This window comes from Campylobacter sp. RKI_CA19_01116 (assembly GCF_025771405.1).
In the GTDB taxonomy this organism is placed as follows: domain Bacteria; phylum Campylobacterota; class Campylobacteria; order Campylobacterales; family Campylobacteraceae; genus Campylobacter_D.
This window is the reverse complement of record NZ_JAKMQF010000007.1, coordinates 1-17246: the sequence shown is the minus strand read 5'-3', so window position 1 is coordinate 17246 and position 17246 is coordinate 1. Positions and strand designations below refer to the sequence as shown.

Sequence of the window (17246 nt, the reverse complement as noted above, 5' to 3'; positions counted from 1 at the left end):
CACATTTATTATGAAATATTGCTAACTCTATATTTATAATAGCATTATATTTTTACAATATAGCTAATAGCATTTCAGACAAAAAACTACTTATTATAAAATTTTTCCCTTTTTTAACATTCTGATTAAAAATCTTGCAGGATGAGTAGCATGTAAAAAATCTTTTTCTATTTTTGGCTCATCAAAGATTAATGCACTAAGTATTCTAGCTCCAATAATAGCACTAGCAAAAGCCCTAGATCCATGAGCGATAGAAAAATACAAAGGAATAAAATCATTTGGCGCTACTTGACTTTTATTTTTATGCCATAAAAGCGCCTTATAATTTTGCATATAAAAATTTTCATCATAGGCTTGACCTATTATGGCAAATCTATCACTAGAATATGATCTAAATCCTACTTTTCCACCCATAATTTCTAAATTTTCAACATGCAAAAAATCTTTTATATTCTCAATATTTTGCAAATCATCTTTTTTAGAAAGCGTTGTATCTTGATTAAATCTATCATAACTTGCACCAATAAGTTGCAAATTTAATTCTTCATTGATAGGACAAATATAGCCTTTTGAAGATAAAGCATGAGAATTTTTTAAAAATGGTTTTAAATGAGTGCATTGCCCTCTAACACTGCTTAATTTCATATGTTTATACTCTAAAAAATTCTTAACATCAGCACCTTGAGCATAAATTAACACATCATAATCTTTTAATGTTTTTTGATTATTAAATTGCAAAGAAAACTTTTCATTTTCATAAGAATAATCTTTAAATTCATGCTCAAAAAATACCCTAGCCTTACTTTTTTGCAAAAGCATTTTAACAAGCTCTTGGGGTTTTATACATGCTCCATCTTTTAAAAAGGCTTGATTGTTAATAATTTCAAATAAAACATTATCTTTTTGACTATCAAAACGCTCTTGCATAAGTTCATTATGAGCAAATTCATAAACCCCTTGTGGAATTAAATCTAAAATTTGTCTATAAAATCTACTTGCTTCTAAAAAAGCATATTGTGAAAACTCACCCAATAAAACATCAGGTTTTAAAATCAAAGAGCTTAAAATTCCATTGATATTTCCAGAAGCACCTTTTCCTAATGAATTTTCTTTTTCAAAAACATCTACTTGAACATTTCTTAAAGAAAGCTCATAAGCTATACTAGCTCCAGTTATACCTGCTCCGATGATGGCTATTTTTTGTATCTCTTTTTTTAAACTTGGAGTGTTAAAATAAGCAAATTTATCTTCAAACTCAAGGCCATTAAAAATAGCCTGTATCATTTCCCTTTTTCTAAAACCTTTGATTTTTTGTACTTGAAAATTATTATTAATTAAAGCTTTTTTTAAAATGCTTGCAGAGGAAAAGGTTAAAACCTTGGCATTTATTTTTGAATTTTTGGCAACTTTGTTTATAATATCCTCATCAAACATCTCTTGATTTTTAGCAGGAGCAAAACCATCTAAATACCAAACATCAGCTTTAAAGTCTAAATTTTGCAACTTTTCTTTAGCATCGCCAAATACCAAATCTAAAAAACAATCTTGAAAATAAAATCTATAAACTCCATCTTTACATGGAGGATAAAATTTTAAAAACTGCTCTAAAAGCTCTTTAAATTCCCCATAAAAACCAAGATTTTTATAAATTTCTCTTAATTTATCTTTTTCTATATAAAAATTTTCAAAACTAAGATAAAATAGTCTTTGATTTTCTTTTTTTTCTTTTATAAAACGCTTTAAAGTGAGGAAAAAATTTAAACCTATACCAAAACCAAGCTCTGCAATGATAGTTTGTTTTGTTTGAAATTCAAAAGCATTAGTGTAGATAAATTCACTCTCGCTTAAACCATCGCTAGAATTAAAATAATAATCATCAAAATCCAAAGAAAAAGGCGCATTGTTTTTAATGATAATATTTGCTTTTTTCATTGATTTTTATAAAAATAACTCTCTATGCCATTAGCAATACCAATAGCTAATAATTCTTGGAAATTTTTATTTGTTAATCTATTTCTTTCACTAGGATGACTAATATAACCTGTCTCAATCAATATAGCAGGCATTTGTGCACCCACTAAAACCCAAAATGGAGCCTCTCTAACTCCACCATCCACAACTTTATATTTTTTTCTTACATTACTTAAAATCTTTTTTTGAACATCAATAGCTAATTTATTTGAAGCAACGATTTTTTCACGGTTTAAAAAATTTAAAAAGGTTTGTTTAGAAAAGAAATTCATCTCTTCAAAATCGGATTGATTTTCCAACTCAGCAGCTTTTTTACTTCTTTCGCTTCTTGCAGGCGATAAAAAGAAGGTTTCAATACCTTGTAAAGTTTTAGCTCTTTGTTTATTTGGAGCTGCATTTGCATGGATAGAAATAAATAAATCTGCCATTTTTTCATTAGCCATAGAGGTTCTATCTCTTAAGTTTATAAATTTATCTGTACTTCTAGTATAATAAATTCTATATCCGCGTTTTTTAAGTTCATTACCAAGTTTTAAAGCCACGCTTAAAACTACATCTTTTTCTCTAACACCCTTATCACCCAAAGTACCTGGATCTTTACCTCCATGACCTGGGTCAATTACTATGATTTTACCTGATTTTTTAATGGTAACTTTTGCCGTTTTTGAAGTAGTTTTTGTTGGTGTTTTTTTAACCTTTTTCTCAAATCCTATAAATAATTCCTCATCGTCTAAATCAAGATTGGTTTTAAAATCACTAGTAGAATTTAAAACAACCCTTACTGTAGTTTTATTAAATTGCACTATTGTGATGGATTGATTTTTATTGATATCGATTTTTTTTCTATCACCTTCTAAAATAGCTTCAAAGCTTACAATAGAACGATATGTTTTACCATCTTTAAAAGAATTGATTTTAATATCTTCAATATCAATATCATTGTTTAATTTTAAATTAACACCATTTTTATCTTTACTTGATTTTAAAATATATAAAGGCTCATTTTTAACAACTTCTTTTTTTACTTCTGTTTTTTTAGCTTCTTCTTGTTTTTTAACTATAGGTTTGGGTTCTTCTTTTTTTTCTACTTTTTCAAGTCCCATAAAAAGACTTTGATCTTTAAGCTCTATTTTGATCTTTAATTCTTTTTTTGAACTTAAGACCAAACGCATACTTGTTGGGTTAAATTGCGATACGATAATATCAAAATCTTTAAATTCAAAAGTTCTCTTAGGTCCTTTTAAAATCCCATCAAAATCTGCAACATAACGAAAATTCTTATCGCCTTTGAGAGTAAAGTTTTTAATGTCTTTTTGGCTGATTTTTTCACTTAAATCAAGTAAGATACCATTGTCTGATTTCTTTACATCAAGTACAAAAAGCTCTTTTTGCACCGGAGCTTTTTTATCTTCTTTTTTATCTTCTTTTTTATCTTCTTTTTTATCTTCTTTTTTATCTTCTTTTTTATCTTCTTTTTTATCTTCTTTTTTATCTTCTTTTTTATCTTCTTTTTTATCTTCTTTTTTATTAATAGGTAATGTGGTATTAGTTTCAATTTTTGGTTGTTCTTTTTTTATTTTTTGATCTTGTATAACCTTTAAAGCATTTTTTAAACGCGAAATTTCTTCTTCACTTACTCCGCTTTCTTTAAGCTCTTGCACATAAGCTTTATCATCAAAGCCTAAAGAATTTGAACTTATGATTAATCTTTTTAAAATCTCATTTTTTTCTTCATTATTATCATTAATCACACTTTGTATATACAAAGATTTTAACTGCTGGTGTAATTGTAGTTTTTCTTCTGAATTAGAAGTTAAGAAATTTTGATCAAATTTCTTAACTTCTGCATTAGCAAAAACACTAAAACAAAATAATAAAAAAATAAAAAATATTCTAAGCATCTTCGCCATTAACTAATTTTTTCATTAGCTCTTCTACACTAATAAGCTTATCTAGTCTATATCCATTAGCCCCTGTAAAAAATAAGCCTGTTTCTTTTTTGCCACTCCAAGCATCATATAATCTATCTGCTATACAATAACCCACCTTAGTAGCTTCCTTACCTCTACCGCATGGTGCAACACAATTACTCACACAAGAAATTTTTGGCCCCATTCTTTTATCTACTAAATTTAAAAGATTAGTTCTTACCCCTCTTGCAGGATAGCCAACTGGAGATTTTAAAAGCTCAATATCTTCTTTTTTACAATCTAGCAATACTTGTTTAAAATCATCACTCGCATCGCATTCAAAAGTTCCTATAAATCGAGTTCCCATTTGAACGCCACTTGCTCCTAAAGACATCATTTTTTCTATATCTTGCTTATCCCAAATTCCACCCGCGGCGATTAATGGTATATCTCCCCAGTTTTTAATTTCTTGTGCAACTTGTGGTACTACATTTTCTAATTGATATTCATCCATTAAACATTGCTCATAAGTAAAACCCTGATGTCCACCGCTTTTTGGTCCTTCAACTATAACCGCATCAGGCAAGCGATTGTATCTGCTTTGCCATCTTTTGCAGATAATTTTTAAAGCCTTAGCTGATGATACAATAGGCACCAAAGCAACATCAGGATAATCTTGTGTAAATTCAGGCAAATTTGTAGGAAGCCCTGCTCCTGAAACTATCACATTAAAACCAACCTCACAAGCATTACGAGCAATTTGCGCATAATTATTACTTGCATATAAAATATTACAGCCTAAAGGTGCATCTTTACAAACCTTTCTAGCATTATCTATCAAAGCTTTTAGGCCTGCTTTTGAGTAAAAATTATCACTACCATAAGGCTTTGCATTGAACTCTTTATCTATATGCGTTCTATTTTCATAATATCCAGTTCCTACCGAAGAAATAATCCCTAATCCACCATTTAAAGAAACTGCAGAAGCAAGTTTGTCCCAACTTATACCAAGTCCCATGCCACCTTGAAAAATAGGATATTTTATCTCATGCTTTCCAATTTTTAAAGCTTTAAAACTCATCATATTACCTTTAATTTTGCAAATTTTCTTTTTCCAACTTGTAAAATATATTCACCGCTTTCTAGTTGGAATTGTTCATCTTGAACTTTTTCTCCATTAACACTTACTGCATTTGAATTAATCAATCTTCTAGCAGCTGAAGTAGAACTTTCCATTTTGCACTCTACTATAGCTTTTGCAAGCCAAATACTACCTTCTAAAGTAAAACTTGGCATATCACTAGGAAGTTCTTTTGCGCTATGGACTTTGTCAAATTCTTCCTTAGCTTTTAAAGCACACTCGCTTGAGTGAAAACGCGCAGTAATTTCTAAAGCTAAATTTTCTTTAGCTTTTTTAGGATGCAATGAGCCATTTTTAATATCATCTTTTATTTGTGAAATTTCATTTAAGCTTTTTTCACTTAAAAGTTCATAATATCTAAACATCAATTCATCACTAATACTCAAAACTTTAGCATACATATCTTTGGCATTTTCAGTTACACCAATATAATTTCCCAAGCTTTTACTCATTTTATTTACACCATCAAGGCCTTCAAGCAATGGCATCATCATCACCGCTTGTTCTTTTTGGCAATTATATACTCTTTGAAGCTGTCTACCCATTAAAAGATTAAACTTTTGATCCGTACCGCCCATTTCTATATCACTTTTTAATGCAACACTGTCATAACCTTGCAAAAGCGGATATAAAAACTCACAAATTGATATAGGGCTTTGTTCTTTGAAACGCTTAGTAAAATCATCTCTCTCAAGCATTCTAGCAACACTAAAAGTCGAAGTAAGCTCTACTATACCAGCAGCACCAAGCTCATTTAGCCATTTAGAATTAAAATGAATTTGAGTTTTATTTGGATCTAAAATCTTAAAAACTTGTTCTTCATAAGTTTTAGCATTTTTAAGTACTTCTTCTTTGTCAAGTTTTTTTCTTGTAGCACTTTTTCCTGTTGGATCTCCAATTTGAGCAGTAAAATCACCTATTAAAAACTGCACTATAGCCCCATGTTTTTGAAGTAAAGCCATTTTGCTCAAAACCACAGTATGACCCAAATGCAAATCAGCAGCCGTAGGATCAAAACCAGCCTTTACAAAAAAATTTTCACCTTTTTCATAGTAATTTTTTACTAAAGAAACTAATCTTTCTTCATCAATAATTTCTGCTATTCCTCGTTTAATTTCTTTAATAATTTCATTAATATCCATAAAAAACCTTTTTAGTGATTATTATATGCATCATTTAAAGATGTAAAATCTAAAATTTTATATCTAGATTTTAATCTTTCTTTTGCATTCTCAAGATCTATATTATTAGGTAACTCAACTTGTACTTCAAAATAATTTGCAACGACTGGCTCTGAATCAGCTGAGTTAATACTTAAAACATTAATCTGCATTTTAGCTAAAGTAGTTAGAAAATCTGCTAAAGAACCTTTTTTATTTTCTATAGAAACGATGATTTTGTAACTTTTTATCGAACTATCATTCCAAAAAACAAAAACCATTTCTTTGTTATCTTCTATCATTTTCATTGCTTGTTCACAAAGCTTATGGTGTATCGTTGCTCCAGTTGAATGTCTAAAAGCAATGATTTCATCTCCTCTTTTAGGCCTACAACAATAATCAAAATTAATCGTGGTTATTTTATAATTAGAACCAATCACTATGCTTTCAAATTTTTGCTCATTTTGTTCAAATTTAGCTGCTTGATTTTGCCCCATATATTTTCTTAGAGCAATAATTACATCTTTAAAATAATTAAAATCCAAAGCAATTTGTCTTAGCTTTTTATTAAAATTTTCTTTTTCAAGCCATTCTTCTATAAGTTTAGAATCTTTATTAAAAACAGTAGATAAAAGATTAACAGCAATTTTGTTATTTAATTCTTTTTTCTTTTGCTTGCAAAAATCTCTTATACTAGCTCTAGCCTTTCCTGTTTTAACGCTATCTATCCATGAACATCTAAAAAATTCTTCTTCGGAAGTTTCAATGCTAACTATATCTCCATTTTTAAGCACGGTTAAAAGTGGTACTCTCATGCGGTTAACAAACGCAGTTTTTGCATGAAGTCCTACTTTGGTGTGAACTTCATAAGCAAAGTCCAAAGCCGTAGCCCCGCGCGGCAAAGTAAAAATTTCACCCTTTGGAGAATATACTGCTATATCTTCTATATATAAACTATCTTTTGCATATTCATAAAGTTCGATAGCATCACAATCTTGCACAGCATTGCCATCTTCTTTACCATGCATAGAAATATCTGCAAGCCAATCTAAATTTGGTGTTGTTATATTTCCTTCTTTATATTTCCAATGCGCTGCCACACCAAATTCAGCAGTCTTATGCATATCAAAGGTGCGAATTTGAGCTTCTATGATATTTTTTGCATCAAAAAGCGTTGTATGTAAGGTTTGGTAACCATTTTGTTTTGGCAAGGCTATATAATCTTTAAATCTTGAAATTAAAGGATTAAAATGTGTATGTAAAATTCCTAAAGCCAAATAACAATCATAAACTTTTTCAACCAAAATTCTTACACCCAAAAGGTCTAAAACTTCATCAAGTCCTACACCTTTTCTTTGCATTTTTAAATAAATAGAATAATTATGTTTAATTCTTTTGTGTATAACAAAACTACCTTGTCTAAACCCATTTTCCAAAAATAACATTTCTATTTTTGAGATAAATTCATTAAATCCAAGTTGAATTTGTTGATCTTTTGCATTTATATAATTATCAATTTGTGCATATTCATCAGGCAATAAAAACTTAAAACTTAAATCCTCAAGCAAATTTTTTATACTTGAAATTCCAAGTCTATGAGCTATAGGTGCATACACCACCAAGGTTTCTTCGCTGATTCTTTTTTGTTTATCTTCTCTTAAAAAATTTAAAGTAAGCATATTGTGCAATCTATCACAAAGCTTTATTACAAGCACGCTCACATCTTCAACACCAGCTAAAAGCATATTTCTAAAAGTCAAAGCAGATTTTGCAAGTTTTTCATTAGAATTAGAGCGTGTAAGATGATCTTCTCTAATACTGACTATTTTGGTTAAGCCTTGAACTAATTTGGTGACTTCTTCACCAAAATTTAAACTCAATTCTTCTTCATTGCAATTTGTATCTTCTAACACATCATGCAATAATGCAGCGATAATCATAGACTGTACAGGGCTTAAAAATGCCACAAAAGAAGCCACTAATATAGGGTGAACCGCATATGGTTCTCCACTTTTTCTAAATTGTCCTTCGTGTTTTTGAATACAAAAATCTACCGCTTTTTCTAAAACAGCAGATTGTGGAAAGACCATAAAAAGGATTTCTTTTGCTCTTTGTAAATCCTTACAATTTTTAACATCATCAACAAGTTTATCTAACAATAACTCATCATTTACTAGCTTCAATAAATCCCTCTAAAACGATTTTATCTTCTGCTATTTCATGTAAAGCAATGTCGGTATATTTGTATTTATTCTTATCTAAATTTACTAAAGGTTCTGCGCCATTTGCAAGCTCTTCAGCTCTTTTAGCTACTACAAGAGCTAGTTTATATCTATCATCTTTTAGTTTTTTTAATGCTTTTGCAGCTATTTGTTCTACTCTCATTTTTATCCTTAATCTTGATTTTTAACAATAGAGCATAAACTCATATCGCCTTGGATGATTTTTAATAAATTTCCTTCTTTAAACATATTACATACCACAATAGGTAAAGCATTATCTTTAGCTAAGGCTATTGCAGTATCATCCATAACTTTAATATTATCATGCAAAGCTCTTTCATAACTTAGCTCATTAAGCATAATTGCATCATCATATTTTTTAGGATCTTTATCATAAATTCCATCTACCTTAGTTGCTTTAATGATCATATCTGCTTGAATTTCTACCGCTCTTAAAGTCGCAGCAGTATCTGTTGTAAAATAAGGATTGCCTGTGCCACAAGCAAAGATAACTATACGTCCTTTTTCTAAGTGTCTATGTGCTCTTCTCATGATATAAGTTTCACAGAATGCTTCCATTTGAATAGCGCTTTGAACCCTTACATCAAGCCCAGCGCTTTCTAATGCTTCTTGCATAGCTATAGAATTAATCACAGTAGCAAGCATACCCATATGATCACCACTTGTTCTTTTTATAAGTCCATCTCTTGCAGCAGATACCCCTCTAATGATATTTCCACCACCTATTACTATACCTACTTCAACATTTTCATTAATCAAGCTTTTTATTTCAGAAGCTATGTATTTTAAAATTGAATTTTCTATACCAAACCCATTTTCTCCAGCCAAAGCTTCTCCAGAAAATTTAACCAATACTCTTTTTCTTTTATTGTTCATTAAATTTCTCCTTTGATTTGAAACTATATCAAAATTCGCATTAAAAAAAACTAATTTATTTAATCATCTCTAAAGGATTGATATGAAAATTCTTTTGCGTTACTTCAAAAGTTAAATCACTTTCAACCCTACCTATAATATAACCTTTTTTGATATTTCTACCCACTTTAACACCAGGTGCAATTTTATCTAAATGCGCATAAATAGTATGTATACCATCTTTATTTTCAACAATCACAACTTGTTTTAAAGTTGGAGTTGCTTTTGCAAAAACTACTTTACCATCTAAGACATTTCTTACTGCAGCATTAGCACTGTCGCTTTTTAAAACCACATTTTCATTATAAATTTTAATATTATAAATAGGATCAACATAATTTCCAAATTTTTGCTTTACCGTGTAAGATTCTAAAGGAGCGATTGTCTTAGGACCACTATAGCGTTTAACACTGCTTGTTTGATAACTTGAGCCTACTTGTTTAACATTTGAGCTTGGTTTTTTATCTTCTTTTTTTTGTGCTAATTTTTCTTCTTCTTTTTCTTTGATAATTTTTAATTTATTAAGTGTTTTTCTCAATTCTTGTTGTTGGGCTTGTAAATTAGAAAGTTTTCTAGTATAAATTTCTTTATCTGTTTTTTGCTTAGCTATTTCTTGTTCTTGCTTTTTTCTAAGATTTTTAAGCTCATCGATTTGATCTTTATAGGCTTTTAAATTATTATTAATTGTAGTAATTTGAGTTTGCTTTTCTTCTATTTTTTTACTTATATTTTCATAATCTTTTGAAATTTGATAAAATTCTTCTTTGAAAATTTTATCCAAAACCCCAACTAATTCTAAAGCTATGATACTATCTTCACTTTCAATATAATTTTTAGGAATTGCCAAATCATAAGCAAAATCTTTAGCAATTAAATCAATTATTTTTCCTTCGATTTTGTTTTTATTTTGCAAAAGATCTTTATTTTGCGCATTGAGTTGCTCTAGCGCTTTTATTTGAGTTTTTACTGAACTTTCAAGTTTAGAAGTTTTCGAAGTTAAAGTGCTAATTTCTGAAGCGATTTTTTTTAGATTTTTTTCATTATCTAAAATTTCACTTGCTAAATCCTCTAACTTTTTAGAAAGTTGCTTTACTATACGTTCATTTTCTTTAATATCTTTTTGTTTTTGTGCAATTTCATTTGCAAATAAAACAGAAAAAGAAAACAAAAAAAGCAAAAAGCATTTTTTCATTTTCTAACCTTAAACATTACAAAATTCACGCAAGCAAAACAAACACAAAGCATTGCTAAAAAAATCAAAAACAAATGTGTGAAAATACTTATTTTAGGTAAGCTAATGTCCACACTTTGTAAGGCTAGTTTAATGGATTCAAGATCATAAACTTGGGTAAAAAATAATACAAGCAACAAAAATGCTATAAAACAATCAATAAAAACAATCTTATAAAGCATAAAAGATCTAAACCAAAACGGTGCTCCAAGTAAACACATGATTTCAACTCTTTGAGTATGCTCAAAAAGCCAAATTTTCATTTGCTTAAGCAATAATACAAAACTAAGCAATATTATAATAAACAAGAAAAACCATAATAAAAATTTCACCAAAACCAAAAGTTTGTAAATTTTTGTATGCGTTTTTGCAAAAGTCTCCACTCTAGTAATATTAGGATTTTTTAAAAGCTTATCTTTTAAAGTATTTAGCTCATCTTCTGATAAAAGTTTATTGAGTTTTAAAGTATAAAATTTTGGCAATGTAGCCTTTAAAACTTCTATATTTTTAGCTGATATATCATTTTTAAGTCTATCTATCATTTCATTTGGATTTAAAATTTCTAAAGACTGAAAATGATTTACTTGATCCTCTATGCTTTTTTTATCCAAATGAGTTTTACCTACTAAAATAATATTATAATCTTTATTTAAAAGTTTTTCATAATGCTCTATAGTTTTGTTTGTAATGATTAAAAACTCAAAAGCAAACATCATTACCATTAAAGCAAATATCAAAGAAAGATGATTTTTAAATGATTTCATTCATTCTCCCATTTTCTATATTAAAACGACGATAATCAAGTCTTAAATTAGTAGGAATTCTATGCGTAACAACAACTACACAAGTTCCAAGTATTTCTCTAGCTGATTTTAATAAAGTCCATATAATATCTGAAGAATACTCATCCAAATTTCCCGTTGGTTCATCACATAAGAGTAATTTTGGATTATGTGCTAAAGCTCTTGCCATAGCCACGCGTTGTTGCTCTCCACCTGAAAGCTGAGCTGGCTTCTTATCAGCTTTGAAAGTTAAATTTACATGCTTTAAAAGCTTTGCGGCTTGTTCTTTGCATACATTCTTACTATAACCTTTAATCATCAAAGGTAGCATTACATTTTTTTCTACACTAAATTCTTGAACTAAACGATAATCTTGAAAAATAATTCCTATTTTTTGCCTAAGCTGTAAAAGCTCAGCATTAGAAATATCCACTAAATCATTATTGCAAACCTTTAAATTTCCACTTATTGGCTCCAAATCCCCATAAAAAGATTTCAACAAAGTTGATTTTCCACTACCACTTTTTCCTGTGATAAAAACAAAATCATTATCTTTTAGCGAAAAACTAGCATTTTCTATAACAAGCTCATCATAACCAAGACAAAGCTTTTTGGCTTCTATCATCACTGCTTTTTCCTTATCATTTGTTTGATAATTATTTAAATCATTATTATTTAATATAAGAATACAATATTTCTCTTAATTTTTCTATAGCTTTTAAATTTTCTTTAGTTTTAAAAGGCTGCTCAAAAATAAATTCTATCTTTTGTGCGTTTAAAGCTATATAAACATGCTCGGGCTTATAAAAAGCACCAAAAGCTATTTTAATGATAAGCTCGTCATCTTTAATGTACATTTTTTCAAAATGCAAGAAAAAATCCTCACCTTTAAAAACTTCATTTTTAAAATTCTTTTTTATACAAGCTAATTCTTCTGCGTTTAATCTTAAATCTTCAATGACAAATTTTTGATCCTTGCTTAAACTTTCACTCTTGCTAAAACCACTAATGATTAAATCATATATATCTTTATTTTGTCTTTTCCAGCGATCTTCGTATTTGCTTGAAATTTCTAAATTTTCATTTTTTTTGATTAAAGCTTTTAAATGCGAAAAAGTTAAAAAAGTTTCTAAAGTAAAATCAAAATACAAAAAACTATCTGTTCTAAGTTCAAATTGCCCATTTTCTTTTAAAACTCTAGCGCATTCATTTGCAAAATTTAACCCCACTACCCTACGATGAGGCTTTTTATCCCAAGGAACAGGAAAATGCAAAAAGATTTTATCTATCAAGTTAGATTCAAGTACGCTTAATAATAATCTTGCATCAGTTTCTATTAATAAAACATTATTTAAGTTTTCACTTAAGGCAAGTTTAGCTACTTGCTCTAACGCAGGGGTGTAAATTTCTATACCAATTATTAACACGTCAGGATTTGATCTTGCTTGATAAAGCAAATGCCTACCACTTCCAAAGCCTATTTCAATAAAAATTTGTTTTTTGTTTTTTATTTGCTCTAGTAATTCTTTTAAATCATTAGCGATTAAAGGTGTTTTTTGGATTAACCTTGTATGTTTTAATGCTACAGCTTCACAAACTACATCTTGAGTAAAGTTTTCTTTAAACACAAGTAAAGCTTTTTGTAAATATCCAATTTGCGAAGGCTTAGTGTGTTTTTCACCCTTAATAAGCCATTCTTGTTTTTTTTCATCTTTTTTAATCTGCAAAAAAAAGTTTTCTTGCTTTATGCGCGTAAAAAGTAAGTCTACATTTTCACCTTTAGCAAGCCATAAAAATTCAACCCCATCTTTTTCAAAAGGAAGTTGAATTTCTTTTAGAATTTTACACTTAAAATTTGGCATTATTTCACCGCTGTAAATTTATCAGAAGCTTTTGATTCTATACCATTTGCATCAATAGCTATAACTTCATAACTATATACTTTTCCAGGAACAGCTGTGATGTCTTTTAATTGTTTAGATTTAATCTCTTTAAACACAGCATTACTTCCACCTCCACTTCGTTTAACTATGTATTCTTTAGCTCTATCGTCATTATCAACCCATTCAACTCTAATACCATCATCTTCAACAGCACATAAAATAATACTTGGTGCTAATGGCGCCCCTAAGGTAATACCTTCTACAGGCTCACTTGCTATAGGACTTTCCAAGCCATCTTTATCCACCATACTCACTTTATAATATCTTTTTTCAGCCACACCTTTAACTACATCTTCATAAGTATTTTCAGAAGTTTTAGCTACCACGCTAAAAGGTAAAAAGGTAGTTGAACTAGAATAAATTTTATAATAAGCAAAATCAGCATAATCAATTTTATCCCAAGTTAAAATGATTTTTCTTGGCGCATCTTTGCTTGCTTGTAAATTACTTACCATAGGAGGAAGTGCTTTAGTAGTTGATTCTACTATTTTACTTGGGGTACTTTTAATGCCATCATAAGTTAAAGCTATGATTCTATATTGAAAACTCTCATCAGGCTTTAGTGAATCATCTATATATTCAGCACTTAAGCGATTTTTAACCCTAGTTAATTCTTTAAATTTCATATCTTTCATGTTTGCACGCTCAATGATGTATGAATTTACTCTTACATCAGGGTGTGGTCTCCAAACTATTTTTACACGATTTGGCAAACCCACAATAGCTTGCACAAAAGGCACTGGATCAATCACTCTATTGGTAAAAGCTTCTATACTCACGCCATCCTGAGAAACTTGTCCAAGCTCGTTAAAGGTTTTCATAGAATAATAATATCTTGTATTTGGCTCTAAATTTGTATCAGTATAATGAGTTTGAAATTTATTTTTAATTTTTGCTATAAGCTCCATAGGTGCACCAGCTGCATTTGCCCTATAAATGTAATAGCCTGCTATATTTTGATCATACAAAGGTTCCCATTCAAAAGCTATGCTTGTAATATCACTTATACTTTTAATATTTGAAATTTTTGGTAAAGTATCGTTTACTTGAGCAATTTGAGGCGAACTCATAGTTGTACTACAAGCACTAAAAGCCAAAGCAGAACTTAAGATAATCCAGTGAAGTTTTTTCATCTATCTCTCCTTGTGTAAAATTTTCTTTTAAAATTTGATAAAAATCATCAAACATAGGAGCTTTTATAAACATTAACTCTTTAGTCCTAGGATGAATAAAATAAATCAAATACGCATGAAGCATTACTCTATTATACTTTATTTTTCCTTTATATCCGTATAATTCATCTCCTAAAATATAGCGATTAAAATCTGCCAAATGCACCCTGATTTGATGGGTTCTTCCTGTATATAATTTAGCAGCTATTAAAGAGCAGTTTTTAGCACTTAATAAATTTATAAAATCTGTTTTTGCATTTTTTGCTAAATGATTTTTGGTATTTGTAGTAATTTTTTTAAGCCTATTATTAGGACAACGCATGATAGCTTTTTCATTACTCATTTTATCATTTTTCAAAGGCAAGTCACTCAAAGCAAGATAAAATCTTCCCATACTTTTATCTAAAAGCTGATTTGCTAAAAATTGATGTGCTTGATTATTTTTTGCTATGATGATAGCTCCGCTTGTGCCTTTATCAAGTCTATGCACAAGCCCTGCTCTATGCTCTCCATTTAAATTTGATAAAGCATAGCCCTTATGTAAAAGCCAATCCACCAAAGTCGCTTCTTTAACACTACTTGCACCATGTACGACAACATTAGGAGCTTTGTTTAAAACTAAAACATCATCATCTTCATATAAAATTTCTATATCAAACTCAGGCGTGTAGCTTTCTTTAGCTTCTTTTACTAAAGGTAAAAAAATACTTATTTCATCTTTTTGTTTTATTTTTTTAGAACTTTTATTTTCTAATTTTTCATTAATATATATGCAGTTTTCTTTGATAAGTTTAGTAACTTGCGAACGACTTTGCTTAAGTATATCTGATAAAAAAATATCCAATCTTTCTTCACAAAGTGATGAAATTTTTAGCATATTATATTTCCTTGTGATAAAATTTGCAATTTTAGCATATAATTACACAATATTTTGTAAAAAAGGTTAGCTTTGATAAAACTTGATAGAAGAATTCTAACGCATTTTGATTTTGTTCAACCTCTTTTAGTGTTGCCTATCATAGCTATATCTTTTCTTTTAATTTATGAAGCAAATACACGCTTAGCCGAAAAACAATTTATCTATACTTTAGTAGGTTTTGCAGGATTTGCATTTTTTTTCTTTTTACCTTTAAGAAGATTAATGTGGCTTATACCTGTGTTATATTGGATTAATATAGCTTTGCTTTTGAGTGTGGATATTTTTGGTGTTGAAAAACTTGGAGCTAGAAGATGGCTTGAGATACCTTTTACGCATTTTACCATACAACCTTCTGAAATTTTCAAACCCTCTTTTATTTTAATGCTAGCTTATTTGATTTATCAAAACCCACCACCTCATAATGGCTATGGTTTAAAACAATTTTTAAAGCTAAGTTTTTATATTTTACTCCCATTTTTACTTATAGCAGGAGAACCTGATTTAGGAACAGCTTTAGTGCTTTTAATAGTGGGCTTTGGAACACTTTTTATCATAGGAGTAAATTATAAAATTTGGCTTAGTATTTTTTTAGCTATAGCTATAGCTTCGCCTATTATTTATAGTGATTTTTTAAAACCTTATCAAAAACAAAGAATTCATGATTTCTTAGCTGAAGAGCCAAGTTACCATGTAAAACAATCCATCATTGCAATAGGAAGCGGTGGTTTGAACGGAAAAAAGGCCGATGAAGCTACACAAACACATTTTAAATTTTTACCTATTTCTACGAGTGATTTTATCTTTGCATATTTGTCTGAAAGATTTGGTTTTATCGGTGCGGTTGTAATCATATTACTTTATACCTTACTCATTTTTCATTTATTGAGTTTAAATTATAAGCTCAAAGATGATTATTTTACAAGAGTAGTGACAAATTGCATTGCTTTATTTATTTTCATATATGTAGCAGTAAATATATCAATGACCATAGGTTTTGCTCCTGTTGTTGGTATACCTATGCCATTTTTTAGTCATGGGGGAAGTTCTTTTGCTACTTTTATGATTTTCTTTGGAATTTTACAAAATTTAATAACTTTTAGATATTTAGCAATAGAAAAAGCAGTAAAAATAAAATTCTAAATTTAAATTAAGGAAATAAAGATATAATAACATTTTTATTTTAACTTCTGGCGGATTTATAGCTCAGTTGGTTAGAGCAACCGGCTCATAACCGGTTGGTCGCAGGTTCGAGTCCTGCTAAATCCACCATTTATTTTTTACTCCCGAGTGTTTTTTTGGCAAATTATATTCAAAATATTAAAAAAGAGTTTTTATATTTTCAAAAATAGCTTTTTGTATATTATATAAACAACCATAATAATAATAATTTATTTTACACCTAAATTATATATTAGGTATAAATCTTTTTCATAGATAAAACTAATTATACTATGTGAGCTATTATCATACTTTATAATATTTTCTAAAGCTTTGAAAAATCACTAGGAATTTTGATAATCAAATTTTCATTTTTTAAGTTTAATTTCTTAAATGATAGGTTTTATTATCATAGTAAAAACTTTGGTTTAAAAATACTTTTTTAAAAAATATATAGTCTTTATAAAAAAGCTTCTTGGTAAATTTTATTTAAAATTTATATCCAGATTGATATAAACCTTTATATCAATCTATGTTATTGATTTAATATCATCATATAAAACTTCATCTTGTGAATTTGGATTTGTAAAACCTTGTTTTAAAAGCATATATCTATTAAACCTAGTTACATTACCCAAATTCTTTAAAACATCTCTCTTGTATTGCTTTTAAAATCTTGCTATTTTTTAAATCAATTACAA

At 28.9% G+C, this 17246-nt stretch carries 14 protein-coding genes and 1 tRNA gene; 2 read left to right on the top strand and 13 right to left on the bottom strand.

Annotated features, from left to right (window positions below):
- Window positions 1–93: 93 nt before the first annotated feature.
- Genes mnmC through L8U41_RS06265 form a run of 13 tightly spaced genes read right to left on the bottom strand, consistent with a single transcriptional unit; the run spans window position 94 to window position 15345 of the window.
- Window positions 94–1932 (bottom strand): bifunctional tRNA (5-methylaminomethyl-2-thiouridine)(34)-methyltransferase MnmD/FAD-dependent 5-carboxymethylaminomethyl-2-thiouridine(34) oxidoreductase MnmC, encoded by a 1839-nt coding sequence (gene mnmC, locus L8U41_RS06325; RefSeq protein WP_263728099.1) that lies wholly within the window; start codon window positions 1930–1932, stop codon window positions 94–96.
- Complete coding sequence (locus tag L8U41_RS06320) at window positions 1929–3872, bottom strand: N-acetylmuramoyl-L-alanine amidase (protein ID WP_412175028.1); 1944 nt, start codon at window positions 3870–3872, stop codon at window positions 1929–1931. Before L8U41_RS06320 ends, mnmC begins: the two co-directional genes overlap by 4 nt.
- A complete protein-coding gene (locus L8U41_RS06315; protein ID WP_039628221.1) occupies window positions 3865–4962 on the bottom strand; it encodes a nitronate monooxygenase in 1098 nt (365 codons plus the stop codon). Before L8U41_RS06315 ends, L8U41_RS06320 begins: the two co-directional genes overlap by 8 nt.
- On the bottom strand, window positions 4962–6164 hold the full coding sequence (gene tyrS / locus L8U41_RS06310; RefSeq protein WP_263682967.1) for a tyrosine--tRNA ligase: 1203 nt from the start codon (window positions 6162–6164) through the stop codon (window positions 4962–4964). The genes L8U41_RS06315 and tyrS overlap by 1 nt, the downstream gene beginning before the upstream one ends.
- Before the next feature lie 11 nt (window positions 6165–6175).
- Complete coding sequence (locus tag L8U41_RS06305) at window positions 6176–8365, bottom strand: RelA/SpoT family protein (RefSeq protein ID WP_263707356.1); 2190 nt, start codon at window positions 8363–8365, stop codon at window positions 6176–6178.
- Window positions 8349–8567 carry a DNA-directed RNA polymerase subunit omega gene (locus tag L8U41_RS06300; RefSeq protein ID WP_039618002.1) on the bottom strand — a complete coding sequence of 73 codons (219 nt, stop codon included), beginning with the start codon at window positions 8565–8567 and terminating at the stop codon, window positions 8349–8351. Before L8U41_RS06300 ends, L8U41_RS06305 begins: the two co-directional genes overlap by 17 nt.
- An 8-nt stretch (window positions 8568–8575) precedes the next feature.
- Window positions 8576–9301, bottom strand: coding sequence for a UMP kinase (pyrH, locus tag L8U41_RS06295; protein ID WP_039628219.1), 726 nt, complete (start codon window positions 9299–9301; stop codon window positions 8576–8578).
- A 55-nt stretch (window positions 9302–9356) separates the two neighbouring features.
- Window positions 9357–10532 (bottom strand): murein hydrolase activator EnvC family protein, encoded by a 1176-nt coding sequence (locus L8U41_RS06290; RefSeq protein ID WP_257397064.1) that lies wholly within the window; start codon window positions 10530–10532, stop codon window positions 9357–9359.
- Window positions 10529–11335, bottom strand: a complete 807-nt coding sequence (locus L8U41_RS06285) for an ABC transporter permease (RefSeq protein ID WP_257397063.1) — start codon at window positions 11333–11335, stop codon at window positions 10529–10531. The genes L8U41_RS06290 and L8U41_RS06285 overlap by 4 nt, the downstream gene beginning before the upstream one ends.
- Entirely contained in the window at window positions 11322–11978 is a 657-nt protein-coding gene (locus L8U41_RS06280; protein WP_263725288.1) for a cell division ATP-binding protein FtsE, read from the bottom strand. Before L8U41_RS06280 ends, L8U41_RS06285 begins: the two co-directional genes overlap by 14 nt.
- Before the next feature lie 46 nt (window positions 11979–12024).
- A complete protein-coding gene (trmB, locus tag L8U41_RS06275; RefSeq protein ID WP_263728097.1) occupies window positions 12025–13215 on the bottom strand; it encodes a tRNA (guanosine(46)-N7)-methyltransferase TrmB in 1191 nt (396 codons plus the stop codon).
- Entirely contained in the window at window positions 13215–14429 is a 1215-nt protein-coding gene (locus tag L8U41_RS06270) for a fibronectin type III domain-containing protein (RefSeq protein ID WP_214126385.1), read from the bottom strand. Before L8U41_RS06270 ends, trmB begins: the two co-directional genes overlap by 1 nt.
- Window positions 14383–15345: an RluA family pseudouridine synthase gene (locus tag L8U41_RS06265; RefSeq protein ID WP_263728096.1), complete on the bottom strand. Its 963-nt coding sequence runs from the start codon at window positions 15343–15345 to the stop codon at window positions 14383–14385. The genes L8U41_RS06270 and L8U41_RS06265 overlap by 47 nt, the downstream gene beginning before the upstream one ends.
- Before the next feature lie 72 nt (window positions 15346–15417).
- Here L8U41_RS06265 and L8U41_RS06260 point away from each other — a divergent pair, with 72 nt between their 5' ends.
- Window positions 15418–16527, top strand: a complete 1110-nt coding sequence (locus L8U41_RS06260) for an FtsW/RodA/SpoVE family cell cycle protein (protein ID WP_263728095.1) — start codon at window positions 15418–15420, stop codon at window positions 16525–16527.
- 52 nt (window positions 16528–16579) lie between these two features.
- Window positions 16580–16656, top strand: a tRNA-Ile gene (locus L8U41_RS06255).
- The last annotated feature ends 590 nt before the right edge of the window (window positions 16657–17246 follow it).